The following is a 26307-nucleotide window of genomic DNA, read 5'->3' as shown; positions in this document are numbered from 1 at the left end:
TCACTGGTAACTGTGCATCAACTGGGCTTGTGAGTGTGAATGGACATAAGTAGTCCAAATCCTGCCATCAAAGTGACGATCGCAGTACCACCATAGCTAATGAAGGGTAGAGGAACGCCAACGACGGGTAAAATACCACCAACCATACCCACATTAACGAATACATAAACAAAGAAAGACATGGCAATTGCACCCGCCAGTAATCTACTGTATACATCAGGATGGGTGAAAGCGATATATAAGGCGCGCAGGAGTAAACAGGAATAAATGAACATTAATAAAATTACGCCCAACAAACCAAACTCTTCTGAAAAAGCCGCGATAATAAAATCAGTATGACCTTCTGGTAAAAAATGTAAATGCGACTGCGTGCCTTCTAAATAGCCCTTACCAGTGAGCCCACCCGCACCGATGGCGGTTTTTGACTGAATGATATTCCACCCAGCCCCCTGTACATCGGCTTCAGGATTGAGCAGTGTTAAGACACGGGTACGCTGATAATCATGTAATAGAAAATTCCAAGCAATCGCAATAAGCGGTATTGCTAATATGGCGGCAGCTGAAATTAATCGCCAAGACAACCCTGCCAAAAAAAGTACAAAGATACCACTGGCTGCCACCAATAGCGACGTCCCAAGATCAGGCTCTTTTGCAATTAATAATACAGGGACGATGATTAAGGCTAAGGTAATGACGATGCTTGATAAAGAGGGCGGTAGATCACGCTTGGATAAAAACCAAGCACACATCATTGGCATCCCAAGTTTCATAAATTCTGAGGGTTGCACACTGCCAAACCCTGGTAAATTAATCCAGCGCTGAGCACCCATACGTACTTCACCGATGATATCGACCAATACCAATAAAATTAATCCCATTACATAAAAGATGGGTGTAAAAGTGCGATAAAGGCTAGGCGGTATCTGTGCCATGATAAACATAACCGTAAAGGCCACACCATAGCTGACCATTTGACGTAATACCATACCGACATCTTGACCGGCCGCACTATATAAAATTGTCAAACCAATGCAGCAAACCGTCAATAAGAGGAGGGTCAACCATGGATCGATATGTATACGCTGCCATAACGATGGCGCATGGCCTTGGCCTAAATGATGGCTCTGACGTGAAAAACGGTATTGCGGATTAGAAGACATAGGCAAAGTGTGTCTGGCAATTGAGGTAAGAGGGAATTTTCAAATCAGATCAACATTTAAAGGTAATCGCACCATATCTATATCTATGCAAGTAAAATATCGTAGATAAAGTAACACATAAGAAATAAAGTCACATAATTATAAAAATTATAAGGATAAGTGTTAATTACCAATAACACGCCTCTGATTAGAGGCGATAGTTTAGCTTGCTTGCTGAAAATTTGATAGTATCGATAAAACGTTTTTAGCGGTAGCTTGTTGCAATGACCAATACAAAAAAATATCCTTATAAGCAGATTCACAAGCCTATGCTTGCACTACTTATGTGTGCCAGTAGCATCTCTGTTCATGCCGCTATTATCAGCGACAATAGTGAACGCCGTATCCAAGTACGTCAGGGTAGTAGCAGTAACGCTCACATCAGACCTTCGACGAATAATACAAGCTATAATTCTGGCGTTACCATGCTGAGTGGCGATAGCATGCAAGGATTGATTGCTCAAAAGCAGCTTGATTTTGATTTCGATGACAGTCTGTCTATTGAAGAAAATAAGCGCATGAATGTCAATCGGCGCGCGCCTGCTTATAATACAACTTACAGTAATAACAGCTACAGCACTGCGAACAATACTTACAATAGTACTTATACTGATTCTATTAGTATGGATTTTAACGCGTGGTTGAATAGCAATAGCTACCGTGCTAGGCAAGTGGCAGATTTTCAACGCTACCTAAATTCGCGGGTAGGGGTACACAATGTGCCGCCTATGTCGCAGTTGCTCACAACAGCGCGAAGCTGGAGCAAATGTGGCTATGAGCCTTATCAGTTGCCACCGCAGGAGTTATGGGCAAATATCGTCCCGACATTACGTTTGTATGGCGAATTGAAGCATCAAGGAATTCTACCTATCAGTAGTGAAATACGTTCGGTATATCGCAGTCCTGGCCTTAATGGCTGTGCAGGTGGCGCCGACAGTAGCAAGCATATGAATGCCAGTGCTATCGACATCTGGGTACCAGAGTATGAAGATAACTTATGGCGGCTCAGTACGATGCAAGATGGCTTATGCCAGTTTTGGCAATATCAGGGTCAATCTCATAATTTCGGTTTAGGGCTATATGCTACGGGTGCGATACATCTAGACACGGATGGTTATCGTAAATGGGGCTTTAATCATGCCAGTAGCTCATCTTCGTGCCGTTATTAAGTCATCTATGATCTATTAAAAAATCAAATAAATATGAGCCAGAGGTAATTAAGTTAGAGTAAAAGCGCTATAATAATACTGATGAAAGGCAGCGCTAAATGATAAATAGTTTAGCATTAAAAAACTATGGCTAATGATCATTTAGTTTATGAAATCACATAGCGTCTATTGTAAGTAGGATTTATGAAGAAGCGGTATTCAACGATGGTGAAAACACATAAGTCTGATAAGCCAAAAAAAGCGTTTTTACAATCAAATAACACGTATATGGCTTTGTTTGGTTCAGTTTTGCTCTCTCTTTTATTGGTCAGTGCTTGTAGCCCAGAAACGTTTTCTGAACAAGGCTCTCTAACGGCCGAAAATTCTGCTACTGATCCTGATAGAAACTTACAGGACGTTGAAGATATTGAAGATAATATCAAGAACTCTTACGCTCGGCTGGCTTCAAAGCGCTCAGATATCTGTCCAAAACTCATACAAGAAGAAATAGGCAGTCAGGTCGTTGAGCGTACTGCAGAAGTGATGGTGAATAATCATTGTGATTATTTTTTATACCCACGCAGTGGTCAGCAGATCTCGGTTAGTATTAACGACAGTCAAATTGAAGCACTACTCATAGTGCCAGCGCTGCATGACTTCGCCAATGGTGATTATCAAGTAGACTCTTACGACAAGCACGTGATTCGATTGACCTATAATGGTGCAACTTATAAGCCTGAAAATTTCATGTATGACGTGGCAGTGACTATTTCTGGTTAAGAGCATTATTTTTTGTATGGACAATCCACTATCGATTTTTATTACCACTCATAAAGAGTGCCAACCTATAAAGAAATGCTGGGCAATACTAAATAGTGTTGCCCAGCATTTCTTTGTACGGCTATTTATTGGTCTTTTTATCTTTCCAAGGATCCTCTTGTCCAACGGTGACAATTAAGAAATCATCAGGCTTAAGGGTATCTTGCATGGTTTGATTGACTTCTGATAACTTTACTTGGTCTACACGTTTGACATAATCAGTCAGATAGCTGTTTGGTAATTGATAAAAATTCATCATCCCAAGTAAGCCATTAATTCCCGCATTGCTCGCAAAACCCATCGGAAAGCTATTCTTAAGATTGTCCGTCGTTAAGCGCATCTCAGTGCTGGTGATACCTTTTTCTAAAGTGTCATTGATAACGGCTAAGCTGGCATCAATGGCCGCGCGCGCCTTGTCATTACGCGTTGAAAAACCGATTTGGTACGGTCCTCGTGCCAGCATGGGATTCATAGAGCCTGATATGCCATAAGTGTAGCCCAAGTTTTGTCTAATCTCAGTCATGAGTCGCGCATTAAAATCACCGCCTGCAAGTACCTCATTACCAACCGCAAAGTTGGTTTGCTTCTGCTGAGACTGGGGATCGGTGGCGCGCTTATCTCCCAATTGTCCCATAAGTACGGTGGTTTGAGTACTTGGAAAAGGGATATGAATGTGCTTGGCTTGGCTCAGTGGTTTTGGTTCAGGCAGCTCAGTTGCAGGCTGACCCTTCGGTAATTTGCTAGTGATATCTTCCGCAAGTTTTTTTGCTTGCTCTAAGGTTAGATTACCAGTGATGGCAACAGAGGCATTTGCTGCGACCAAATAGCGGTTTTTGAAATCTATTAGCTGTTGCTTTTCGATAGTAGGAACGCTTTCAAGCGTACCCGCTGATGGATGGGCGTAAGGATGCTCGCCATACAATGCTGCGCTAAATGCGATGCTAGCAAGGCTGTTGGGATCTTGTTTTTGCTGCTGCAAGCCAACCAATAATCGTGCTTTATTACGTGCTAGGATGCTGTCGTCAAAAGCGGGTTCGCTGAGCATCTGAGTCATTAAATCAACGGCTGGAAGTAGATGCTTATCATCAGATAAGCTACGTAGCGACACAATAAACATGTCTTTATAAGCACTACTGTTTAGATTGATGCCCAAGGTTTCAACAGCGCGAGTAAATTCATTTTCGTCTAAGCGTTTAGAGCCTTGCGTCAACATAGTGGCAGTCATATTAGCAATACCAAAGCCTGTGCTACTAATACTGCCATCACGGGCGCTACCAGCGTTAAAACGCAAGTCGATATCGACAATCGGTAAGGCTGTTGTTTGTACAAAACGTACGGGTACGCCTGCCTTGGTTTTGAACTGCTGAATCGTTGGGATGGTAACGGTTAACGGTTTATCATCATCAAGGCTGGTTAGCTTTGACAATGCGGCAATCGGTGCGCTGGTATCCACGGCCGCAGAGCCACGATATTCTTCAGCACCTGTTGTGTTTGCTTGTGCTGTCATCGTCAACGTTGTTAGACCTAGCAAGATGCCAACACTAAGATGCGACAGTTTTTGCATGGTGGCGGTTGTTGATGGTATTGAGCTGCACGCTTTTTTTCTATTTTGCAACAAATCACTATTTTGAGTCATGGTTTTCTTCTTATAAATAAGGTCTTTATGATTGGCGCTTGTATCGAATAAAGAGCTAATACGACACGATTATTTCTCTGTCGCTGCTTGGTCTTTAGGTGGAATGACATGCATCACTGTTAAATTGTCCTTTACCAAATATTTTTTGCTAGCAGCTTGTATATCGGCAATCGTCACGCTATCGAGTTTGGTGGGTAATTCGGCAAGCAGCGTATCGTCAAGACCGATAGACTGTAATGAGCCAATCATCCGCGCCTGACCCTCCATACTGTCTTGCGCATAGACGAGTCCTGTGACCGTGTTGGTTTTGGCACGCTCGATTTCATCGGCGGCGATGGGATCGGTTTTGAGCTTTTCTATTTCAGCAATGATGGCTTGTTGTGCTTGCTCTAAGCTGACACCTTCACGTGGAGTCGCTTGTATCAAAAACAGTCCATCGCCCCGATCTAGCAAGTCATATGAAGTGCCCACCGTGGTAAGTAGACCTTGCTCGCGTATCAATCGACTTTCAAGGCGCGCAGAGAGACCACCGTCTAATACATCTTGAGCCAGTGAGAGCGCATAAGCTTGTTTTTCATTAGCTGCGCCAGCGGTGACGAGACTGGGTACGTTATAACCCATTAATAATACTGGTACTTGTACGGCTTGCTCGGAGTCGACTTGCTGATAGCCACGGAAGCCTTTTTGACTGACGGCAGGACGTTTAGGTAGATCGCTTGGTGTTAGCTCACCAAAGTAACGTTTGACTTGAGCCAACACTTCTTGCGGTTTAACGTCGCCAACGACGACTAACGTTGCATTGTTTGGTGCGTACCATGTTTTATACCAGTCTTTTAAATCTGTAAGGGTAATGGATTCAAGCTCATCCATCGGACCAATGACGGATTCGCCTTTTGGACTATTCGGGAGCGCCAATAAGCGAAATGACTCATAAGCCTTGGCAAGTGGATTATCATCAGTGCGTTGGCGGCGCTCCTCCATGACCACTTGGTGCTCTTTGGTAAATTCCTGCTCATTAAACAGTAGGTTTTTCATACGATCCGCTTCTAGCTCTAATGCCAAAGGAAAACGGTTGGCAGGGAATAGCTCGTAATAGCCCGTATAGTCGTAGCTGGTAAACGCATTATTGACGCCCCCAAATTTAGCAATCAAGCGCTCATAGTCGTCGCTCGAAACGTTAGTAGTGCCTTTAAACATCATATGCTCAAGCAAATGCGAGATGCCTCCTTTATCCAGCGGCTCATCTGCTGACCCAACTCGATACCAGATTTGAGTCATTACCACAGGTGCGCGATGGTCTTCTTTTACCACTACCTTTAGACCGTTTTCTAATTGATATTCGTGTCGACCTGACATATCCATGGTCAATGCTGATGAGGGCTGAATGTCTTGACCTGATTTAGCTGTGTTTAGCTCATCTTTACCCAAGGTATTTTCAATGACTGGCTTCTGAGCAGTCGACAAGGTGTTGGTGCTGATAGTACTGGTTTGGCAAGCAGCAAGAGTCGTTGCTATTGCTAAGGCATAGGCAAGACGTAGAGAGGCGGCAGGTAAGTGCGACGGTGATAAAGGCAGTGGCATGGTATATTCTACTTATATAAAATGGCAACTTGTAAATTGATCAGTGGTTAGATCACTCTCAATACTAGCGATAGATAGCAGGTTTTATAAAGATTTATGTGCCCCAACCATCACACTGGCTGTTGGCTTAAATTCTTGGGTGGTATTACAGCCTGTCGCAGATAGTACAAGTGTCGCTACTAATAAAGCTGCGCTGATGCTGATTGCTTTTTTACCGTACGTTTTGTCAGTATTAGATAGTGATGGCATAGATAATTCCTAAAAATGAGGGTTGAGTGAGCGATAGTGAAGTAATTGGTAAGTTTTGGAATAAGGCTTGTTCTACAATAAACTCTGGTAGAGTAGGCGAAGTTTAGCATGTGTAAGGTCAGATTTTTGTTGCCAAATCTTAAGCGAAACTTTCTAAAGGGATGGTATGACTTGCCAGATTTGCAAAAATTGACGATAGGCTATGATGGTAAGGTCTGAGCACAACTCGAATTATGATAAACTAGGCTAAAAATTGACTGTCGTGGGTCATGATCCATGACAAAAACATGACGATATACCAACCCATTTAAAATAATCAAATAACTGACCGTGATAACTTTTAGGGCAAGCTTATGAATAACTCCAATAATAGCAGTCGTGTAATCATTAATCTCGATGGCAATCTTGATGACTTAGATGACGATGATATTACCTTACCCAGTCTGCCTTCGCAATCTGTGCTCATTATCGATGAGAAAGAAGATGCAGGCTCTATCCAAGCGCCCAATGATCAAAGCATCGAAGATCAGCAAAAAGACAGCACGATAAACAAAGATTTCTCAAGTGCTGATGCGGCACAAAACATTGCTTTGGGTGCGCCAATTGTGAGGACAGAAGAGCAAAGCACGTCTAAAAACGCCTCTGAAAGCTTTATAAGCGCTTCCTCAACTGATAACGATAATAATAAAAATATTGATACTAAGCTTAGCACTATTTCTACTGCCCCAACCATGCCACTACAAGAGCAACTTGGCGATAGCCCAAATGTCAGTCCTGCGAGTAGTGCGGTACAAGTGACCACTCCACCAGAAATCGAATCTACAGAGCTGCAAGAAAACAAGAAAAAAGGCAGCTGGTTTAACCGCATGAAAACGGGGCTAAGTAAGTCGCGTAAAAATCTTGCCGAAGGTATGGTCAGTATTTTGATCGGTGGCAAAGAGATTGATGATGAGCTATTGGAAGAAGTTGAAGATCAGTTATTGGTTGCCGATATCGGTGTCAATGCTACCAATCGTATTATCAAAAGTCTGACCGAGCAGACAGACCGTGGTGATTTGATTTATGCGCATTCATTATATAAAGCGTTGCAAACTGAATTGGTTGATATTTTAACGCCAAAAGTTGCGCCACTCATTATTGATACCAGCAAAAAACCTTTTGTGATTTTAGTTGTGGGTGTCAACGGTGTCGGTAAAACCACGACGATTGGTAAACTTGCCAAGCGCTTACAAGGCGAAGGTAAATCCGTTATGCTGGCTGCTGGCGATACCTTCCGTGCCGCTGCTACTGAACAGCTGCAAATCTGGGGTGAGCGTAATAACATTCCAGTCGTCGCTCAAGGTCATGGCTCTGATAGTGCCTCTGTTATCTTTGATGCCATGCAGTCTGCCAAAGCAAAAAATATCGATGTATTAATCGCTGATACTGCTGGGCGTTTGCAAAATAAAACCCACCTAATGGCAGAGCTTGAAAAAGTGGTACGCGTCATGCGTAAAGCTGATCCAAGCGCACCGCACGAAGGTATGATTGTGCTTGATGCCGGCACCGGTCAAAATGCGATTAATCAAGTAGAACTCTTTAACAAAGTCGTACCATTAACGGGTATTACCATTACCAAACTAGATGGCACAGCAAAAGGTGGCGTAGTCTTTAATATTGCTGAAACGACGGATGTTCCTATTCGTTATATTGGTGTCGGTGAGTCGATTGATGATTTACGTGCCTTTAGTCCAAAACAATTTGTCGCCGCATTATTTGAGACCGATGATAAAGAGTAGCGCTCGATAGGTTGTTTTAATAGATCATTTTAGTCGATGAACGATTTTTGAAAATATCATCATTTGAAAGGAAGCATCATGATAGTCACCACAGCCGCTTTTGGCGCACACCAGCTAACGTTAATTGCGAGTGTCAATGAGCATAGTCGTCCTAAGCTGGTTGAAGTCAACTGGCTGCAAGCAGGTGACTCTTGGCATAGCTCAAAATCTATTCCTAAACTTAAAAAGCATTATGGTATTGACGATCAGAGCTTTACGTTTATCAATGAGGACAGCCTAAGCGAAAATGAGCCTGCCCAAGCGCTACTCATAGAGACTATAGCGCAATTAAAATCGTATTTTAAAGGTGATCGTCAGGCATTCGATTTGCCATTAGATATAAGCTTAGGAACCAAGTTTCAGCAACGAGTTTGGCAAGCGTTACAAGATATTGGCTATGGCGAAACAATAAGCTATGCGACACTGGCACAAAATGTCGCTAGTCCCAAAGGGTTTCGCGCGGTTGCTAATGCTAATAGTAAAAACCCTTTTAGCATTATCGTTCCGTGTCATCGTGTCATTGCTAGCGATGGCAAGCTTGGTGGCTATACAGGCGGACTAGATAAGAAAACATACTTGCTAGCGCTCGAAGGTGTCACTTGCAAAACTTAGTAGGAACGAAGCATTCATCAGATATTACTAAACAAAAAAAGCCAAACGTTTAAAACGTTTGGCTTTTTGATTAGTGACATCTAAAGGGTTGCGGGATAAAACTATTGCTCAAGTTGCGCCATTACCGCATCTGAGAAGTTCACGTTGCTATAAACCTCTTGCACATCATCAATATCTTCTAACATATCAATCATTTTCATGACTTTTAGTGCATCATCGACATTGTCTATTTCAGCACTGGTAGACGGTGCCATGGTCACTTCAGCATTGTCAGAGACCAAACCTGCAGCATTAAGCGCATCTTTAACATGACCGAAATTTTCCCATTCAGTGATGACGAGCAAGCTTTCACCATCATTCTCGATATCAAGCGCGCCTGCATCTAATGCCACTAGCATGACTTCATCTTCTAGGCTTGTATCATTAAAGATGATTTCACCGCGTTTATTAAATAGATAAGCGACCGAGCCAGTAGTACCCAGATTGCCTTCATTTTTGGTAAAGGCGTGGCGTACTTCACTGACTGTTCGGTTAAGATTGTCAGTCAAGGTTTCGACAAGTACTGCGACGCCGCCGATGCCATAGCCTTCATAGCTTACTTCGTCCATATTGTCATTGTCATCACCGCCTGTACCACGAGCTACCGCACGGTTGATGGTGTCTCGCGTCATATTGACAGATAGGGCTTTTTCAATGACAGCACGTAGGCGCGGATTCTTGTTAGGGTCAGGATCACCTTGCTTGGCAGCAGAGACAATTTCACGAATAATTTTAGTGAATACTTTACCTTTTACCGCATCCTGACGGGCTTTACGGTGTTTAATATTTGCCCATTTTGAATGGCCTGCCATATAACATCCTTAAGTTTTGCGTATTATTTATTGTGCTTAAAACAAATGTTTAATAACAATCTTTTACTATGAGTGTGTCATGAATGAGCGTATTTATACATTTTAAGATTTTTCAATCTGCATGATGACACACCTCAGATCACCTGTTTCTATGATATAGCTTGCACTATCTCTTTGAAGTAACAGAGCTACCGACACGTTAACGATTTGTATTTTGTTGAGAGTGCTTTTTTGCTACACTGTGGCAACTTAGTGATTGTATTCACATATGACCTGTGAGCAATATTATAAACCAATTTTATCTATTTTGACTAACTTGGCCTTATCCAGCGTATTTTAAATCATTGGTTGCCATCAAGCCATTAATTTTATATCGCTACTGACTCGATACTACTGACTATATGAAGCAACCGACGGCTGAAGCCATTACCCACCTGCGCAACCGCATTCATATTATTATTGAAGGCACAGATACCCGTTTGGGTAAACTTTTTGATATTGTATTATTGATTGCGATTTTGACCAGTGTGGCTGTGGTCATGCTTGACAGTGTGCTATACATGCGCCTGCAATATGGCACTATATTCTTTTATGCTGAATGGTTTTTTACCATTTTATTCACGATAGAGTATGCGCTCAGGTTGTTTTCAGCACCAAACCGCGTGCGTTACGTCTTTAGTTTTTTTGGGGTAGTCGATTTATTGTCTGTGCTACCAAGTTACCTAAGCCTCATGTTTGTGGGGGTACAGTATCTATTAGTGATACGGGTTTTGCGTATTTTACGTGTGTTTCGCGTTCTCAAGCTCAAAGCTTATATGCAACAAGCGGGATTTTTGGCCTCGGCGCTTAAAACCAGTCAGCAAAAAATCACGGTATTCTTTTTGTCGCTGGTATTATTGGTCACGATTTTCGGCTCGATTATTTACGTGGTAGAAGGCCCTGAAAATGGCTTTACCAGTATTCCGCTGTCTATCTACTGGGCAGTCGTCACCATGACCACGGTCGGTTACGGTGATATGTCACCCAAAACGCCGTTAGGTCAAGCGATTGCGAGCATGGTCATGATTACGGGTTATTCGATCATTGCAGTGCCAACGGGGATTTTTACTTCTGAGCTGGCACGTAATATGCGTCCGCAACTCAATCCCGTCACCTGTCCTAATTGTGGCAAGTTCGGTCATGCCATTGCAGCAGAATTCTGTGATCGTTGTGGACACGCTTTGCATATTTAGCCGTGTTTGTGCGTTGTCTGCTTTCTTAACACTCTATATTTTATATCGTTATACATCAATGTATTCACTAACGAGCGGTGATAAGTCAATTTCAACACCGAGGTTGACTAAGTTCCAGTACTGTCCTGACACTGTGCGATCTAGCATCATGGTGGTTGCAGAAGGTTGGAATTGACCAAAGTACTTCAACGACGTCCGCATTTGAGCAATGACTTCGTGATGAACTTGACTTTGACCAAAATCAAAAGCGCCTTGTTGATAAGGTTGAATAGACAGAGGCTTTAGCCCAATGGATAGCCATTTCTCATAAAACTCTCCGGGGATATTTTTATCGTCATCACGGCGAATATCAAGAGCGATGAGGTCCTGCTCAAGGGCAGTCACATCTCCTTTAATGGCATGCTTAGCAAAACGGCGGAACAATTGAACTTCGCTGTCACTATAGCTACGAATACCGCCAAAATCATAAGCCACCACACTGCCATCTTTGCGAAAGGCAAAGTTGCCGGGATGTGGGTCACAGTGCATACGGTATAAGCCAAATAGTTGTCCTGCGGTAAAGTGGAACAGGCGCTTGGCTATGTGTTGTTTGATGTCATTGTCCCAAGTCGCCGCGACGGTTAGGGTTTCTCCCATCTCTTCTGTTAAGGTTAAAATCCGTTTAGAAGAGTGGCTGCTAATGACTTTAGGAATAATAAGACCTTTGTCTTCTGCATGAAATGCGCCAAACACTCGCAAGTTATGCGCTTCTTTAATATAGTCCAATTCATCATGTAAACTTTGGCGAATCTCGTTGAACAGTTGCTCTTGCAACTGTTTGCTCATATTGAGCACACCCGCGATTTTTAGTGCCATGCGTACTTGTTTGAGGTCACTATCACAGTTTTCATCGACATCAGGATATTGGACTTTAACCACCACTTTTTGACCAGATGGCAAAACGGCTTTATGCACTTGACCGATGGAAGCCGCCGCAAACGGTGTTTCTTCAAATTCGCTAAATAATTCTGCAACAGGCGCTTTAAGCTCGCGCTCAATTTGTGCACGTATCTGCGCATAGGGCATGGGCGGCGCATCTTTTTGTAGCTTTTCTAATGCTGTCGCTACTTCTGGTGGGAACACGTCTTTATATTGCGAGGCAATTTGCCCGACCTTCATCACCGCGCCTTTCATTTCACCCAACGTTTCGGCTATCTGAATGCCCACATCTTGCATCAGCTCTGAGCGTGCTTGCAAACGTTTTTCTTCGTCACTTGAGAGGTGCTTAAATGAGTTTTTAGCTGCTTTGCCGGCAATGCTTGCTGTCATGCCAGCCAATTTCATAAAGCGCTTTCCAGACGATTTTGCCATTCATATCACCATGTAGTGGGTTGTTTGCTCAGTCATAATTTTAGTATTTTAGTCAAACAATTGCTGTTTAACTCGTGTGCTATTGATAAAGCATAGTTATACAATTCATGATTTTCGGTAATCAGGATTAAGCATTAATCGCTGATTGTGACAGAGTAGAGGCTATCAAGCCAGTAGGACAATGCCATTTGATAACCCAGATGCCCCAGACCACAAATAACACCGACGGCGATATCGCTTAGATAAGAATGATGGCGAAAAGGTTCGCGCGCGTGCACATTGGATAAGTGTACCTCGATAAACGGTTTTTGTGTGGCCAAGAGCGCATCACGTAACGCAACCGAGGTATGAGTAAAGGCGGCGGGATTAATGGTAATGGCATCTACTTGCAGGGCGGTATCCGCTAAAAGTCCATGATATTGGATGTCATCTATCAGTTTACCTTCATGATTGGATTGTATACATATCAATTCAATACCGTGCTGAGCTGCACGTGCGATCAGACGTTCCTCGATATCTGCTAGTGTCGTATGACCATAAATCTTAGGTTCGCGCTTACCCAATAAATTCAAATTGACCCCATTAACGAGCAATAACTTATGAGTGAGTGTTTTATCGGCATTTTGCTTCGAAGGCGTGACGGTTGGTATAGACTGAGAAGGAGAGGTCATAATGGTCTCTATAACGATGAAACGAGGTTGAGGATTTATTATTTGTTATAAGGTTTAGGTACTGTCTGTATAAGCATGAAATGGCATAAGCATGAAATGGCATAAGCATGAAATGGCATAAGCGTAAAATTGCACAGTTTAATCAAAACTTTCTCTTTATGATAACAGCTTGATGACGAGGTTATAAAAAAATTACAGGAAAAATAAAGCTAAAGCCAAAAAATCATGTTAAAAGTCTTTATGTTGCTAAAAACCCGTGCTATGATATTTTTTATGCAATAATTATTGCAAGTTTGTTGCTACTGCCGAAGTAGAGCAATCAGTAAGACAGTCGTTATGTTTGTAAATACTCACTGTGTTGCTACATACCGTTATTTGCTATAGATGCGATATGTAGATAACAGAAGTGAGGATAGTACTCTTAAGTTTTTGATTTCATCATCTTAGATCCCGTTTATATGCAATGTTGCAAAGGAATTTGGGGCTAAGCGGACTTTTTTAGGAAGCAATATTATGTCAGCTCGTGAGCAAGGTATCGTTAAGTGGTTTAATGACTCAAAAGGCTTTGGCTTCATTCAACGTGACAGCGGAGAAGATATTTTTGTCCATTTCCGCGCGATTCAAGGTGATGGCTATCGTTCTCTAAAAGATGGCGAAAAGGTCGAATTCAGTGTGGTAGAAGGTGATAAAGGCCTTCAAGCTGAAGAAGTCAGAAAAGTAGAAGAGTAATCTATCCAGTCATTAGAGCGGTTTAGCTATAATGTCTGTAGACACTACTGATATACTACTGAGTCAAGCCCGTTTTATCTTACCCATGTTGAGTAAAAATCAGTATGTTTGGTAGGATCAGGCGTTAGGCTTGGCTTTTTTTATGCCCGTATCTCAGTCAGCTGTATATAGATTTCATATTGTTGTTGCTGCTTAATTTAGACAGCAATATAACGGGTTATCATGAGCCTATTTATCATGAGTCTACTTATTATTAGTAATGAACAAGTGATTAATTTAAAAGGATATTTTTTTGAGTAATTTTACCACGTTTACTGATTTGCCACTTTCAGCACCGACCTTACGTGCCGTAAGCGATCTAGGTTTTATGGCATTGACGCCCATTCAAGCACAAATATTACCGCATACGCTGGCAAATCAAGATGCTATTGGACAGGCGCAGACGGGTACTGGTAAGACGGCAACCTTTCTATTGACTATTATGGAAGCCTTGCTTAAACGTCCTTTTACCAATGATGAAGAGCGTTATTTGGGTGAGCCACGTGCCGTTGTTATGGCACCCACTCGCGAGCTTGCTCAGCAGATATTTGATGATTGTATCGCTTTGACCAAATATACTTCGCTACACAGCGTTTGTATTATGGGTGGCACTAATTATGAGACTCAGCAGCATGAGCTTGAGCGTCAATACGTTGATATTTTGGTCGCGACACCTGGTCGTTTGATTGATCTTGCCAATAAAGGCATGGTCTATTTAGATCGAGTGGAAGTACTGGTGTTAGATGAAGCAGATCGCATGCTAGATATGGGTTTTATCCCTGACATCAAGCGTTTGGTAGGTCGGATGCCAGCCAATACAGACCGTCAAAGCTTACTGTTTTCTGCCACCTTTAACCAAGATGTGATGAATCTAGCCTATCGCTGGTTGCATGAGCCGCAGTTTGTTGAAATCGAGCCAGAACATAAAACCAGTGAGTTAGTCGATCAGCACTTTTACTTACTGACAGAAGATCAAAAATTAGAAGCGTTGCAGCGTATCATCAGTGATACGGCAGTGGATAAAGTGATTGTCTTTGCCAATCGTAAAGACCAAGTCAAGCGTCTCTATCATAAGCTGCGTCAAGCGCATAAAATTGTGATGTTGTCAGGCGATGTCATTCAACAAAAACGCGAAAAGTATTTACAGCGTTTTAAAGATGGTCATGCTTCTATCTTGGTGGCAACTGATGTCGCAGGACGCGGTATCCATGTCGATGATGTTAGCCACGTGGTTAATTATACCTTGCCTGATCAGCCAGATGATTACGTGCATCGTATTGGCCGTACGGGTCGTGCTGGACAAACAGGCATCAGCATTAGTTTTGTGAGTGAAGATGATGCTTTTAATATACCAGCGCTAGAGAAGCATTTAGATACTAAGTTTACCCTTGAGCAGTGGCAAGAGTAGTGATTTATAAGCCGTCAGTTCTACTATAGTGTACAGCTGTCGGAATCATAAAAGCCCTCAACGTCATGATTGATGTTAAGGGCTTTTTTATATGGCAGATTTCGATGTTAAATGATTTTATATTTTAACAATATCTATTATTGATGATTCTATTGAGCTTGTTCCATCATTTCAGAATGTTCATCGTGGTTCATGTTGATCGCGCCATCACTCATATCATGCATACTATGATCCATACCTTGGGGGGTTGTACTGTTATCAGTTGGCATCATATTATGGCTGCTGTGATCCATATTTGTATCCATCGGCATATCCGTCATTTCTGAATCGCTCATTTGCATATGATCGCCTTGCATATTGGACATATCATGCCCCCCATGCATGCTAGACATTGCTATAGGGACAAACACAACGGCTAAGCCAGATAATACCATGACAGCGCCATTAAGCTGTCTCAAGCGAAAACGTCCAATCTTGTCACGTAACCAGCCAACGGTTTCGTGCGTGGCGACTAGCATCGGTACGGTTCCTAAGCCAAACACAAACATGAGTGCGGCACCGCTTAGTGGATTGTGAGCGACCACTGCAATCAATAATGCACCATAAACCAATCCACAAGGCAAAAATCCCCAAAGCAGTCCAGCCGTTAATGCTCGCGGAAAGGTATTGAGTGGAAATACTTTTTGACGAAGTGGGCTGAGATATTGCCAAAATCGCATACCAAAACGCTCAAGATTTTTTAAAAATGGTGCGCCAAGCATGGTCACGCCGACGAATACTAACACCAAGCCTAGCAAGATACGTGGCGTACTGTTACCTTTCATTAAGGGCTCTAGTACAGTGGTGCCAATCAGTCCTGCCATCAAACCCAAAAATGCGTAACTGGTCAAACGACCTAAATGGTAAGTTGCCACAAGAGCACGGCGTTTGGTAGGGCTGACGTCTTTCATCGATAGCCCAAATGCTGTCACCAGACCGCCACACATGCCTAAGCAATGCGGTGAACCAAAAAATCCCATCAGTAGTGCCGCAACAAGTAAAGCGGTGGTCATGGGGCGATTCTCCTAAAAAATGAAAAGCAAACCTACGCATACAATCGGCGTTTAACCAACACTTAACAGTAGGTTGCGCAGATAGTACAAGCCTTGATAAGTGGTTACGGCATCCATCTCGTTCAATGTACTAAGTCGTACTATTTGCGCTCGGTTGCCATATATTACACTTTAAATAGCTTCTACTATAGATAAGGTGGCTCAATGCTAGATTTTTGGCTGTTTATCAAGGTCAGCATGATCAATTGACTCTATATCAGGATGGCTCACCTTATCATCAGCGACTATATCAGTCACTGTGGTATCGTCATTCTGCGAAATAGGCGCTGAGTAATCATGAGCCTGTATGGTTTGCCGTCGCTCTTGGCGATCATCCAATATGATGCGCTGTGATGCATTGTCCAAATCTTCAAACTGATTTGATTTGACCGCATAGCGTACCGCCCAAATGGCAACCACAAACAGCATGAGACTTAATGGAATTAACAAAAATATACTGAGCATGGTAACTCTCTTAAATAGCATTTTCTTTTATTATTATACACTCATCACAAGTATAGTGGATGACCGGTAGTGATTAGGGTAAGTTCTCAAAAGATATTGAATTGGCTACCTGCTTGTATTGAATTCTATTCGTCAGGTTTTTTTGCTGCGTTACCTCTAGGGGTTAACAGCTGCTGTGAGGTCACGTCGTTGGCATGACGACAATTCATTTGAGGACGTATCACATCGCGTAAATAAGCAGCAACTTCATAAACAGCGCGTCGAGAATGACTTAAGTTTTGCGCAGGTTTCATCCAGTCACGGCTCACTGGTAAAGGGGCGCTAAGTGGTGTGCTATTGATACCGTTTAAGGCAAACTGTCTACGAGCACGTGCCATATGGTAGCTGTCAGTAATGAGATACACATGACGCAGTGGAATACGTTTGGCGGTAAAACGTGCATTTTCGCAGGTATTCATACTGGCATTTTCACTTATCAGCCCATCAATACCATGCTCAATGAGCCATTGACCGAGCCACGGCGCTTCAGCACCGCTTAGTACAATAGGTAGGGGTAAGTCGTGATAAGCGCTGGCAGCGGTACGGGCACGGTTGAGGCTGTAGCTATTAAGAATAATTTGATTGTCATGATCATTGGTTAGTCCGCCGCCTAACACCACATAAGCGGTAGGCGGTGAACTCAAGGCAGCGGAGGGTAGGCTGGGCAATGGCAAAAGCGTAAATAGATAAACAATCGCTTGGGAGAACAGCGGCGTGAATAGGCTGATGAGTACTAAAATAACAGTCGTTGAACCAAGTAAAAAGGTAATATTAATAATGCGAAATAGCTTTATCATACGCTCAGCTGAACGCAAGTAATAACGCCATAGTCGCTTAGATAATAGCCGCTTAGACCACATGCTCATCATACCCAATAGAGCCGTCAGTATTTACCCAAACTGGCTCACGCGCTAACTGAATCGCAAATTTTTCATAAACCGTATTGACGATATGTCGTTGGGCATCTGCTACATTGTCTTGAGTGGCGTGATAAGGGGCATGATTGGTCAGCACCAAGGCTTGCTGCTGATGGGTGACAATCGGTGCAATACCACCACCTTTCAAGCCTGTCTGTTCAATCAACCAGCCTGCCGCAACCTTTACCATGGCATCAGGCATAGCGTAGCCGACGATAGCAGGGTAGGTTGATTGTAAAGCAGTAAAGTGTGATTGAGGAATAATGGGGTTTTGAAAAAAGCTACCACAATTTGGCAGCTGCTTGGGATTAGGGAGTTTTTGTTGACGAATATCGACAATCGCTTGCATGATATCCGCAGGCACTGGCTGCGTACGATCGTCTTGCTCGGCATAGCGTTGTGCAACGGTTTGCACATCACCATAGCTGGCTAGGATTTTGGTTGCATCGGTATGTAATCTGAATCCAACACAGCTGATTAGCCAGGTATTAGGCGCACGTTTAAAAATGCTGTCACGATAGCCAAACTCGCAGTCGGCGGCTGTGAGATGATGCCAAGTTTGAGTGGGTAAGTGATAGGCTCGTACATACTGTAAGCAGTCTTCTAGTTGGACACCATAAGCACCGATATTTTGTACGGGTGCCGCACCAGTTAGCCCCGGGATTAGTGCCAGATTTTCTAGCCCATACCAACCTTGACTGACCGTATATACCACCAAGTCATGCCAGTTTTCGCCTGCCATTACTGCGATATCGACGTGGCTATCTGTCTGAGCGGTTAGGCTGATACCGCGCATTTGGGGCTGCAATACGATAGCATTCAGATGCGCTGGTAATAACACATTACTACCGCCAGACAACACAAATAATGGCTTATTTTGCGCTATGTCTTTTGTATAATTTGCCATAAAATCGTCAAGCTGTGCTTCAGCCGTCAGTGTCACGACAGTATCCGCGACACAGGCTAAGGCCATGGTATTACCATGTGACAAATCGACTAGTTTACGGGTCAATAAGCTCGCTGGCAAATCAGTGGTCATGGCAAATTGAGTACTAGAATCCAAGCGTGAAACTGAGGTCATAACATAGCCCATGTGGCAGATAGATAATGGATTACACAGTGTTTATTATAGAGGGTGAAAGACACAAAGGTGGCAGAAAGTTAGCTTTATCGTTAGCAAGCTTTCCAGCTTTCAATCCACGCTTGTGCGCTTGATTCAATACGCTCAATCACCTCTTCAAAGTCATCACCATCGCCTTTATAAGGATCTGGCACATCGTCGCCGCCATAAGTAGGATCTTCCTCACTAAATAAAGCCAACTTAGCCAAATTGTCTTCTGTCTCTATCAAGCTGTCTTTGATGGCTTGTAAATCAGCTAAATTCTGTGTATCCATCGCTAGAATTAAATCAAAATTACGAAAGTCATCGGCACTGACTTGGCGGGCGACCAGTTTATTGATTTTATAACCATGCGCTTTTGCATGGCGTTGCGAGCGAGTGTCGGGCGCATGACCGATATGCGAGTCACTCGTTCCTGCTGAATCTACTTTGATTGACAATCCAGCAATCGCTGCTTGCTGACGAAAGACTTCTTCAGCCGTTGGCGATCGGCAAATATTTCCCAAACAAACCAATAATACAGAAGACGGAGTACAGGTTTTCATCAGCATAATATGACCTTGTATAACAAAAAAACATGCTATAAGAGACCGGCATGTTAGTGCGGCTTTTATTAGCATGCAATTAATTAAGTAAATCGGCTGTCAGCGTAACGGTTAATGCCTTGAATGGCAAGAGTAGAAGCTAAACAATACGGTCATCTGTTCACGAATTTTCGATGATATTATTTATAATCTAAGGTCGTACTTTGAACAGCTTATTCTTGTTTGTGCTTAAAGCGTTGAAGGTCACGGCGCTCTTTTTTGTTGGGTTTATTATCAGGCCGTGCAAGATTGGCAAGTTTGCGCTGCTCAGCATGATAAGCGCGGCGCTCTTCGCTTTCTTCAGTCTCTGAATACAAAATTTTAGCAGCGAGCGCATTACCACGTTGCGCCGTTAGTGCTTCAACGATGACGGTCTTTTCAGTCATGGCAGTGGCTGAGCCTTGACGAATCTGTAGTTCATCGCCAACCATAATCTCTTTACTGGTCTTTACGCGGCTACCCGCATAATGTACCCGTCCGCTTTCGATGGCTTCTTTGGCGAGATTACGTGTCCGATAAAATCGTGCTGCCCACAACCACTTATCGAGGCGCATACGCACGACATCAGGTTGGCTATGGCTAGGCTGATTGTGGTTTTTGTTGTGTTTACTCATCAAAACCTCATCGATATCCATAAAGTAAGATAATAATAATGGTGGCTTTTTTGCAAATTGAAAGAGCCCTGCGCTATCAAAATGTTTAAAAATAGATTTTTATGGTAAAGAGAGAAAGTCTCGTCTTAGCCATTATTCTGATTGGCAACTTTCATCGCCATTTCTGCCGCATCATTTGTCTTTAACTGCGCTAAACCATTAATCACACCTGTGATATTTTCTACGGTTTTATTTTGGCTTAATTTAAATTGGGCTTGTATAGAATCGATGGGCAGCTTAAAGCCAATAATCCCTCGGCACATAGCATCGATATAAGTAGCAGGTGCCTCATCTAATGACCAAGGATGGTCGGATAGCACCTCTTGCCGTGCAGTCATGGTTGCTAATATCCATTTCAACGTATCGGCGTCTTCAAGCAACTCAATTTTGGATTGAATATGAACACTTTGATAGTTCCAAGTGGGCACTTCTTTATGGGTTTTCGCTTTGCTAGGATACCAGTTGGGGCTGATATAATGTCCAGAATCTTGAAAAATAATTAACCACGCAGTATCTGGTAAGGTGTTCTGATAAATAGGATTTTTACGACCGAAATGACCGTAAAGATAGCCGTGCTGAGCATTAGAGTTAATATCAGAATCAACACTAGCATCAGGCATAAAGTTATCGTTATGCCAGAAGAGTGGTATATGGCAGGCTTCGATGCCATCTTTGGTTTGAGCAACCAAGGTTGCTAAGGGATTGGCTGCGATAAATCCAATGATATTTTCTAGGTTTTCTTCGGAAAAAATAGCAGGAGTATGGATGCTGTTCTCAGTTTATATTTGATATAAAATCAGCGACACCACTGCTGCTCACATGGGATACCGTCATTATTACCATCCATTTTGGTATTCGGGCAGTGTTGTACAAAGTAAGTGGCTTCTGCGCATGACGTCATCTGAGAGCAATGCTTCCTGCCATCACAGGTAAAGCTTGATACTGACGACGTGAGTACTGGTTTTACTGCCGAGACTGATGTTGACGTTGCATCTGAGTCGACGTACGTTGGCGGTATATCATCCAGATCAGTTGAGGTAAAATCAGCGTCAACTGGAGTATCAGTCGCAACGTTAGCAATAGGGTTACTGGTCGTGTTGTCAGGTTGCAGCATCTTATAACCCAAAAGTGCTAAAACCAGTAATAATACAAAGATCAATATCTTTTGAGTCACGGTTTATTACCTAGTCATGGTCGCTATGAATTAATGAAAGCTACCAATGCATAATCACTGTTCATTCATCAATGGCGGCTTTTTAGTGATTAACAAACAGCCATTGATGGATTGATAGTCTATTTTTATTTCAAAAATAATTGATAACCGATATTGTCATTGAGCATGGTGCAGTCATAGCCGATATCGAGTAACGCGTCTTGTAATTGACGAGAGTTACCCTCAGACGCTTGCAAACCGACCAGTACGCGACCTTCGGCGGCCCCATGATTGCGATAATGAAACAAAGTGATATTAAAGTCATCACCTAGCTTTTCTAAAAACTTCAGCAATGCCCCTGGACGTTCAGGGAAAACCACACTTAATAATTGCTCGTTTGCAACATGCGCATGACCACCAATCAAGTGGCGGATATGCGATTTGGCAATATCATCATCGGTCAGATCATGAGCCGTGTAGCCATCAGCTGCCAATTGCGTACGAATGGTTTTACGCTCTTTGTCGCCTTCTTTTAGTGCGATACCGACAAAAATTGCCGCAGGTTCCATGGAATCAGGTGATTTTTTACTATCAGCGCGGTAATTAAATTCAGTGATATTGCGTCCATGTAAGCTACGGCAGAAGTTTAAGAAAGCGCCTGTCTGCTCAGGAATTGTCACACCAAAGATGGCTTCTTTTTTCTCACCAATCTCAGTACGCTCAGCGATATAACGTAGGCGGTCAAAGTTCATATTGGCACCGCAAATAATACCGACGCAGTTTTTACCTTGCAGATTATGGGCTTCGATATATTTTTTCATACCAGCAACGGGTAACGCGCCCGCAGGCTCAACGATACTGCGATTTTCTTCAAAGATGTCTTTAACCGCCGCGCATACTTCGTCATTAGTACAAGTCACCACTTCAGGCTCGACTAAAGGACCTGATTTATCACTCTTTTGCATGCGGACAATTTCAAATGGCAATTCGCCGATTTGAGCAACTGCCACGCCATCGACGAACAGTCCAACTTGCTCAAGCTTAACGCGCTCATTGGCTTCAAGCGCCGCTTTAAGAGAAGCTGATTGCTCTGCTTCTACCGCAATCACTTTGACATGCGGCGCAACTTCACCTAAGAATGCCGCGACACCTGAGATGAGACCACCACCGCCAACCGCAACAAACACATAATCCATGTTGCGCCATTGCTGGGTGAGCTCAAGACCAATGGTACCTTGTCCGGCAATGACCAATTCATCATCGTAAGGTGGGATAAAGGTCAGACCTTCTGTTTCAGCGCGATTGATTGCATAACGGTTGGCTTCATCGAAGCTATCACCATACAAATCGACATTGCCGCCAAGCGCCTTTACTGCATCTACTTTAATGTCAGGTGTAGTGGTCGGCATCACGATGATATTGTTTAGGGCAAGTTTACGGGCAGAATAAGCAACCCCTTGGGCATGATTACCTGCTGAGGCGCAAATGACGCCGCGTACTTTTTGCTCATCACTTAATTGACTAATTCGATTATAGGCACCACGCAATTTAAAGGATTTGACCGGTTGCAAGTCTTCGCGTTTAAAACGAATGTCATTAGCAAAACGTTGGGTCAGCTTGGGCGCCGCTTCAAGTGGTGTTTGAATTGCCACGTCATAGACGGTGGCTTGCAAGATGGCTCGTACCCAATGTGACAGCATAATGTTCCCTAATAAAAAGTGTGGATGAATAGAAAAATTAAATAGATTAGCCTATGCTGATTTTAACGGTCTTGCAAGACCCTATTGCAGTTTTTGCAGCGATTTTAAGTTTTGATGAAAGATAGGGTTGGTTTTATCTCAATATTTTTTAAATAAAATATTGAATTATTTCCATATGTCTGTATTATTGGACATATGGAAATAATTAATGCTATCGACAGCTTTGCTGCGCTCTCTCAAGATACTCGTCTCAAGGCCTTTAGGTTGCTTGTCAGCCAAGAGCCCGTTGGTCTGCCAGCGGGTGAAATAGCTCGCAAACTGTCTGTGCCTCATAACACAATGTCAGCTCATCTATCCGTGCTGGCTCGTGCAGGGTGGGTGGTGTCTCAACGGCACAGTCGGCAGATAATTTATCGCGCCTCACTGTCACATATGGAGGAGGTTATTCAGTTTCTATTGCAAGATTGTTGTGCGGGACATCCAGAATTGTGTGCGTCTCTTATGGACAGTTTAAGCGGATGTGGGGTTGTTAATACTAATGACGTAAACAGTGAGTAATATAGCTATATATTCAGAACTCAAACAACATATTCAGACAATAAGTGAGATTGCTATGAAACCATTAATCTTTCACAATCCAAAATGCGGTACGTCTCGCAATACATTGGCCATCATGAAAGCATCAGGCGAAAATCCAGAAGTAATTGAATATCTTAAGACCCCACCAAGCCGTGATTATTTAGTTGAGCTGTTGGCAAAGATAAACCTTTCACCAAGAGAGCTGTTACGAAGCAAAGAGCCTGTCAATGATGAGCTAGGATTAGACAGTTCTGAACTGTCTGACGATCAAATCATTGATGCGATGATTGACCATCCTATTTTAATCAATCGCCCTATCGTGGTCACCAATAAAGGCGCAGCATTATGCCGACCGTCTGAGCGCGTATTTGAATTATTAGATAATCCCGTGAGCAGCTTTACTAAAGAAGATGGGGAAGTGATTTATCATGGCAAATAAAACAGCAGATTTAGATGTGATCGATTTGTGTGATTTGCCCAATATTGATGCAGACAGTATACAGCCTATCGATATTGAGTCTTTAATTGGAACAAATGACCCGCGCCATGCGCCAAGAATATTGGTGCTATATGGCTCTCTACGCCAGCGCTCATTCTCTAAACTGGCCAGTGAAGAAGCGAGCCGTCTATTGCGTTGGTATGGTTGTGAGGTTCGAACCTTTGATCCGACGGGTTTACCATTGCCTGATGCTGCTGATGCAGATCATCCAAAAGTACAAGAGCTGCGAGAGTTGGCGCAGTGGTCAGAAGGTATGCTGTGGGTGAGCCCAGAACGTCATGGCAGTATGACCAGTATTATGAAAGCACAAATTGACTGGATTCCATTATCATTAGGTGGTGTACGTCCAACTCAAGGCAAAACTTTGGCAGTGATGCAAGTCAGCGGTGGCAGTCAAAGCTTCAATACGGTTAACCAATTGCGCATTCTTGGGCGTTGGATGCGGATGATTACCATACCCAATCAGTCCTCTATTCCTAAAGCCTTTTTGGAATTTAACGACGATGATCGTATGGATAAGTCTCCTTTATATTTGCGTCTCGTGGATGTTTGTGAGGAGTTGGTAAAATTCACTTGGCTGACTCGTGGACGCTCAGCCTATCTGACTGACCGTTACTCTGAACGGGTAGAAAGCGCAGAGGAGCTGTCGCAGCGCGTCAATCAAAAATCACTCTAATTTATTTTCTAATACTTCAATTGTTCTTATAATAATTAAGCCTAAAAAGGTTACTCAATGCTGGCATTGATTATATTTATCGTGACGTTGGTTTTAGTGATATGGCAGCCCAAAGGACTGGGTATTGGCTGGAGTGCAATGGGCGGTGCGTTGATTGCCTTGGCTTTTGGCGTGGTAAAGCTCTCCGATATTGGCATTGTGTGGGACATCGTTTGGGATGCGACTTTTACCTTTGTGGCGCTTATCATCATCTCGCTTATCTTAGATAAAGCAGGATTTTTTGGCTGGGCAGCATTGCATGTGGCTAGGCTAGGCAATGGGCAAGGACGTTTGCTGTTTCCTATGATTGTGATTTTAGGCGCGTTTATCTCGGCGTTTTTTGCCAATGATGGGGCAGCATTGCTATTGACCCCGATTGTTATCGCTATCTTACTACGTCTCAAATTCTTACCACCATCTGCTTTAGCGTTTATCATTGCGACAGGTTTCATTGCTGATACCGCAAGTCTGCCGTTAGTCACTTCTAATCTGGTCAATATTGTTAGTGCCAATTATTTTGACATTGGTTTTGGCCGTTATGCAGCAGTGATGATACCGGTCAATATTGTTTCTGTATTGGCGACACTCGCCGTATTATGGGTGGTCTATGCGCGGCACATTCCAAAACACTACTCCATTGCTGATTTGAGTGCGCCCGAGTCTGCGATTGAAGATCCGCTGGTCTTTAAAGCGGCCTTTCCACTGCTCGCGTTGCTACTTATTGCCTACTTTACGACTGAGTCATTGGGCATTGCCATCTCATTGGTGACAGGAGTGGCGGCGTTAATATTAATGGCAATTGCAGGTCGCTGGTGGCAAGGGGGTCGTGATGCCGTTGTTTCTGTATCCGATGTTTTGAAAAAAGCGCCTTGGCAAATCGTATTATTTTCAATCGGTATGTACTTGGTTGTTTATGGCTTGGGCAATGCAGGATTGACTGCCTATGGTGCTCAAGTTTTGAATTGGCTAGGGCAGCAGGGTACGGTCATCGCAACAGTAGGAACTGGATTCCTCTCTGCTATTGTAGCCTCTGTCATGAATAATATGCCGTCCACTTTGGTTGGTGCACTGGCGATTGATAGTGCGCAAGTACCTGCTGCCACTCGAGAGCTCATGATTTATGCCAATGTGATTGGTAATGATTTGGGGCCGAAATTCACACCTATCGGTAGCCTTGCGACTTTATTGTGGCTCCATGTATTGGCAGAAAAAGACTATAAAATCAGTTGGGGGCAGTATATGAAGATTGGACTGCTCATTACCCCGCCCGTACTATTGGTCACGCTACTGGCTTTGGTTGTTTGGTTGCCTTATCTGTCTTCATTTTAAAATTTGAATCAATGTCAGCGTAATAGCCACGCTAATCGCAAGACATTCATTAAACTCATCGGGTATAATGGCGGCGCATTTTACCTTTTTACCCTTTACTTTTTTTAAAGCGATACGTTTAT

At 43.2% G+C, this 26307-nt stretch carries 26 protein-coding genes and 1 pseudogene; 11 read left to right on the top strand and 16 right to left on the bottom strand.

Going from position 1 to position 26307, the window contains the following annotated elements:
- Positions 1-17: 17 nt before the first annotated feature.
- The gene (gene rodA / locus I3257_RS00780; protein WP_055124925.1) at positions 18-1160 is read right to left on the bottom strand and encodes a rod shape-determining protein RodA; all 1143 of its coding nucleotides are present in this window, start codon (positions 1158-1160) and stop codon (positions 18-20) included.
- Between the two features lie 263 nt (positions 1161-1423).
- On the opposite strand from rodA, the gene I3257_RS00775 reads away from it, so the two are divergent.
- Positions 1424-2368, top strand: coding sequence for a D-Ala-D-Ala carboxypeptidase family metallohydrolase (locus I3257_RS00775; protein WP_055124924.1), 945 nt, complete (start codon positions 1424-1426; stop codon positions 2366-2368).
- 183 nt (positions 2369-2551) lie between these two features.
- Complete coding sequence (locus I3257_RS00770) at positions 2552-3127, top strand: hypothetical protein (RefSeq protein ID WP_157908394.1); 576 nt, start codon at positions 2552-2554, stop codon at positions 3125-3127.
- Between the two features lie 121 nt (positions 3128-3248).
- Here I3257_RS00770 and I3257_RS00765 read toward each other — a convergent pair whose 3' ends face one another.
- The 3 genes from I3257_RS00765 to I3257_RS00755 all read right to left on the bottom strand — a co-directional run bounded on the left by I3257_RS00765 (position 3249) and on the right by I3257_RS00755 (position 6632).
- Positions 3249-4802, bottom strand: a complete 1554-nt coding sequence (locus tag I3257_RS00765) for a pitrilysin family protein (RefSeq protein ID WP_238048504.1) — start codon at positions 4800-4802, stop codon at positions 3249-3251.
- Between the two features lie 69 nt (positions 4803-4871).
- Positions 4872-6383, bottom strand: coding sequence for a pitrilysin family protein (locus I3257_RS00760; protein ID WP_238048503.1), 1512 nt, complete (start codon positions 6381-6383; stop codon positions 4872-4874).
- 84 nt (positions 6384-6467) lie between these two features.
- Positions 6468-6632, bottom strand: a complete 165-nt coding sequence (locus I3257_RS00755) for a hypothetical protein (protein ID WP_157908393.1) — start codon at positions 6630-6632, stop codon at positions 6468-6470.
- Positions 6633-7498: 866 nt separating this feature from the next.
- On the opposite strand from I3257_RS00755, the gene ftsY reads away from it, so the two are divergent.
- Positions 7499-8410, top strand: coding sequence for a signal recognition particle-docking protein FtsY (gene ftsY / locus I3257_RS00750; RefSeq protein WP_226914676.1), 912 nt, complete (start codon positions 7499-7501; stop codon positions 8408-8410).
- A 78-nt stretch (positions 8411-8488) separates the two neighbouring features.
- Positions 8489-9061 (top strand): methylated-DNA--[protein]-cysteine S-methyltransferase, encoded by a 573-nt coding sequence (locus I3257_RS00745; protein WP_055124920.1) that lies wholly within the window; start codon positions 8489-8491, stop codon positions 9059-9061.
- A gap of 101 nt (positions 9062-9162) precedes the next feature.
- On the opposite strand, the gene I3257_RS00740 is transcribed toward I3257_RS00745, so the two are convergent.
- The gene (locus tag I3257_RS00740; protein WP_238048502.1) at positions 9163-9912 is read right to left on the bottom strand and encodes a YebC/PmpR family DNA-binding transcriptional regulator; all 750 of its coding nucleotides are present in this window, start codon (positions 9910-9912) and stop codon (positions 9163-9165) included.
- 401 nt (positions 9913-10313) lie between these two features.
- Here I3257_RS00740 and I3257_RS00735 point away from each other — a divergent pair, with 401 nt between their 5' ends.
- Positions 10314-11144 (top strand): ion transporter, encoded by an 831-nt coding sequence (locus I3257_RS00735; RefSeq protein ID WP_045446426.1) that lies wholly within the window; start codon positions 10314-10316, stop codon positions 11142-11144.
- 48 nt (positions 11145-11192) lie between these two features.
- Here the strand turns inward: I3257_RS00735 and I3257_RS00730 are convergent, their stop codons facing one another.
- Positions 11193-12494 (bottom strand): AarF/ABC1/UbiB kinase family protein, encoded by a 1302-nt coding sequence (locus I3257_RS00730; protein WP_201601017.1) that lies wholly within the window; start codon positions 12492-12494, stop codon positions 11193-11195.
- A gap of 134 nt (positions 12495-12628) precedes the next feature.
- Positions 12629-13165, bottom strand: coding sequence for a type II 3-dehydroquinate dehydratase (gene aroQ, locus I3257_RS00725; RefSeq protein WP_238048501.1), 537 nt, complete (start codon positions 13163-13165; stop codon positions 12629-12631).
- Between the two features lie 513 nt (positions 13166-13678).
- On the opposite strand from aroQ, the gene I3257_RS00720 reads away from it, so the two are divergent.
- Complete coding sequence (locus I3257_RS00720; protein ID WP_011513806.1) at positions 13679-13894, top strand: cold-shock protein; 216 nt, start codon at positions 13679-13681, stop codon at positions 13892-13894.
- A gap of 292 nt (positions 13895-14186) precedes the next feature.
- On the top strand, positions 14187-15341 hold the full coding sequence (locus tag I3257_RS00715) for a DEAD/DEAH box helicase (RefSeq protein ID WP_201581414.1): 1155 nt from the start codon (positions 14187-14189) through the stop codon (positions 15339-15341).
- Positions 15342-15490: 149 nt separating this feature from the next.
- Here the strand turns inward: I3257_RS00715 and I3257_RS00710 are convergent, their stop codons facing one another.
- The 9 genes and pseudogenes from I3257_RS00710 to ilvA all read right to left on the bottom strand — a co-directional run bounded on the left by I3257_RS00710 (position 15491) and on the right by ilvA (position 23063).
- Positions 15491-16393 carry a sulfite exporter TauE/SafE family protein gene (locus I3257_RS00710; RefSeq protein WP_201581413.1) on the bottom strand — a complete coding sequence of 301 codons (903 nt, stop codon included), beginning with the start codon at positions 16391-16393 and terminating at the stop codon, positions 15491-15493.
- Positions 16394-16600: 207 nt separating this feature from the next.
- Entirely contained in the window at positions 16601-16897 is a 297-nt protein-coding gene (ccoS, locus tag I3257_RS00705) for a cbb3-type cytochrome oxidase assembly protein CcoS (RefSeq protein WP_087815953.1), read from the bottom strand.
- Between the two features lie 125 nt (positions 16898-17022).
- Positions 17023-17796: a YdcF family protein gene (locus tag I3257_RS00700; RefSeq protein ID WP_201539677.1), complete on the bottom strand. Its 774-nt coding sequence runs from the start codon at positions 17794-17796 to the stop codon at positions 17023-17025.
- Positions 17786-18892 carry a UDP-N-acetylmuramate dehydrogenase gene (gene murB, locus I3257_RS00695; protein WP_238048523.1) on the bottom strand — a complete coding sequence of 369 codons (1107 nt, stop codon included), beginning with the start codon at positions 18890-18892 and terminating at the stop codon, positions 17786-17788. Before murB ends, I3257_RS00700 begins: the two co-directional genes overlap by 11 nt.
- A gap of 134 nt (positions 18893-19026) precedes the next feature.
- Positions 19027-19524: a low molecular weight protein-tyrosine-phosphatase gene (locus I3257_RS00690; protein WP_055124912.1), complete on the bottom strand. Its 498-nt coding sequence runs from the start codon at positions 19522-19524 to the stop codon at positions 19027-19029.
- A gap of 206 nt (positions 19525-19730) precedes the next feature.
- Positions 19731-20171: a S4 domain-containing protein gene (locus tag I3257_RS00685; RefSeq protein WP_238048500.1), complete on the bottom strand. Its 441-nt coding sequence runs from the start codon at positions 20169-20171 to the stop codon at positions 19731-19733.
- Positions 20172-20296: 125 nt separating this feature from the next.
- Entirely contained in the window at positions 20297-20962 is a 666-nt protein-coding gene (locus I3257_RS00680) for an FMN-binding negative transcriptional regulator (protein ID WP_346014802.1), read from the bottom strand.
- 44 nt (positions 20963-21006) lie between these two features.
- A pseudogene (locus I3257_RS00675) lies at positions 21007-21162 on the bottom strand (excalibur calcium-binding domain-containing protein); the annotation flags it as partial.
- Positions 21163-21509: 347 nt separating this feature from the next.
- Entirely contained in the window at positions 21510-23063 is a 1554-nt protein-coding gene (ilvA, locus tag I3257_RS00670) for a threonine ammonia-lyase, biosynthetic (RefSeq protein ID WP_193008119.1), read from the bottom strand.
- A gap of 195 nt (positions 23064-23258) precedes the next feature.
- Between ilvA and I3257_RS00665 the strand changes: the two genes are divergently transcribed.
- From I3257_RS00665 to I3257_RS00650, 4 genes are read left to right on the top strand one after another with little or no spacing between them, the layout of a single operon-like run.
- Complete coding sequence (locus I3257_RS00665) at positions 23259-23621, top strand: metalloregulator ArsR/SmtB family transcription factor (RefSeq protein WP_238048499.1); 363 nt, start codon at positions 23259-23261, stop codon at positions 23619-23621.
- 55 nt (positions 23622-23676) lie between these two features.
- Complete coding sequence (arsC, locus tag I3257_RS00660) at positions 23677-24081, top strand: arsenate reductase (glutaredoxin) (protein ID WP_201581410.1); 405 nt, start codon at positions 23677-23679, stop codon at positions 24079-24081.
- Positions 24071-24817, top strand: coding sequence for an arsenical resistance protein ArsH (arsH, locus tag I3257_RS00655; protein ID WP_238048498.1), 747 nt, complete (start codon positions 24071-24073; stop codon positions 24815-24817). The genes arsC and arsH overlap by 11 nt, the downstream gene beginning before the upstream one ends.
- Positions 24818-24874: 57 nt before the next feature.
- Entirely contained in the window at positions 24875-26185 is a 1311-nt protein-coding gene (locus tag I3257_RS00650; protein WP_238048497.1) for an arsenic transporter, read from the top strand.
- Positions 26186-26307 lie beyond the last annotated feature (122 nt).

It is taken from the genome of Psychrobacter sp. Ps7, assembly GCF_022129225.1.
In the GTDB taxonomy this organism is placed as follows: domain Bacteria; phylum Pseudomonadota; class Gammaproteobacteria; order Pseudomonadales; family Moraxellaceae; genus Psychrobacter; species Psychrobacter immobilis_A.
Note: the sequence above shows the minus strand (reverse complement) of the source record. Positions and strands in the feature narration are given on the sequence as shown.

Bases quoted from the DNA above. Each gene is read 5' to 3' on its own strand.
- rodA (WP_055124925.1), bottom strand. From the start codon at position 1,160: ATGTCTTCTAATCCGCAATACCGTTTTTCACGTCAGAGCCATCATTTA.
- I3257_RS00775 (WP_055124924.1), top strand. From the start codon at position 1,424: ATGACCAATACAAAAAAATATCCTTATAAGCAGATTCACAAGCCTATG.
- I3257_RS00770 (WP_157908394.1), top strand. From the start codon at position 2,552: ATGAAGAAGCGGTATTCAACGATGGTGAAAACACATAAGTCTGATAAG.
- I3257_RS00765 (WP_238048504.1), bottom strand. From the start codon at position 4,802: ATGACTCAAAATAGTGATTTGTTGCAAAATAGAAAAAAAGCGTGCAGC.
- I3257_RS00760 (WP_238048503.1), bottom strand. From the start codon at position 6,383: ATGCCACTGCCTTTATCACCGTCGCACTTACCTGCCGCCTCTCTACGT.
- I3257_RS00755 (WP_157908393.1), bottom strand. From the start codon at position 6,632: ATGCCATCACTATCTAATACTGACAAAACGTACGGTAAAAAAGCAATC.
- ftsY (WP_226914676.1), top strand. From the start codon at position 7,499: ATGAAAACGGGGCTAAGTAAGTCGCGTAAAAATCTTGCCGAAGGTATG.
- I3257_RS00745 (WP_055124920.1), top strand. From the start codon at position 8,489: ATGATAGTCACCACAGCCGCTTTTGGCGCACACCAGCTAACGTTAATT.
- I3257_RS00740 (WP_238048502.1), bottom strand. From the start codon at position 9,912: ATGGCAGGCCATTCAAAATGGGCAAATATTAAACACCGTAAAGCCCGT.
- I3257_RS00735 (WP_045446426.1), top strand. From the start codon at position 10,314: ATGAAGCAACCGACGGCTGAAGCCATTACCCACCTGCGCAACCGCATT.
- I3257_RS00730 (WP_201601017.1), bottom strand. From the start codon at position 12,494: ATGGCAAAATCGTCTGGAAAGCGCTTTATGAAATTGGCTGGCATGACA.
- aroQ (WP_238048501.1), bottom strand. From the start codon at position 13,165: ATGACCTCTCCTTCTCAGTCTATACCAACCGTCACGCCTTCGAAGCAA.
- I3257_RS00720 (WP_011513806.1), top strand. From the start codon at position 13,679: ATGTCAGCTCGTGAGCAAGGTATCGTTAAGTGGTTTAATGACTCAAAA.
- I3257_RS00710 (WP_201581413.1), bottom strand. From the start codon at position 16,393: ATGACCACCGCTTTACTTGTTGCGGCACTACTGATGGGATTTTTTGGT.
- ccoS (WP_087815953.1), bottom strand. From the start codon at position 16,897: ATGCTCAGTATATTTTTGTTAATTCCATTAAGTCTCATGCTGTTTGTG.
- I3257_RS00700 (WP_201539677.1), bottom strand. From the start codon at position 17,796: ATGTGGTCTAAGCGGCTATTATCTAAGCGACTATGGCGTTATTACTTG.
- murB (WP_238048523.1), bottom strand. From the start codon at position 18,892: ATGACCACTGATTTGCCAGCGAGCTTATTGACCCGTAAACTAGTCGAT.
- I3257_RS00690 (WP_055124912.1), bottom strand. From the start codon at position 19,524: ATGCTGATGAAAACCTGTACTCCGTCTTCTGTATTATTGGTTTGTTTG.
- I3257_RS00685 (WP_238048500.1), bottom strand. From the start codon at position 20,171: ATGAGTAAACACAACAAAAACCACAATCAGCCTAGCCATAGCCAACCT.
- ilvA (WP_193008119.1), bottom strand. From the start codon at position 23,063: ATGCTGTCACATTGGGTACGAGCCATCTTGCAAGCCACCGTCTATGAC.
- I3257_RS00665 (WP_238048499.1), top strand. From the start codon at position 23,259: ATGGAAATAATTAATGCTATCGACAGCTTTGCTGCGCTCTCTCAAGAT.
- arsC (WP_201581410.1), top strand. From the start codon at position 23,677: ATGAAACCATTAATCTTTCACAATCCAAAATGCGGTACGTCTCGCAAT.
- arsH (WP_238048498.1), top strand. From the start codon at position 24,071: ATGGCAAATAAAACAGCAGATTTAGATGTGATCGATTTGTGTGATTTG.
- I3257_RS00650 (WP_238048497.1), top strand. From the start codon at position 24,875: ATGCTGGCATTGATTATATTTATCGTGACGTTGGTTTTAGTGATATGG.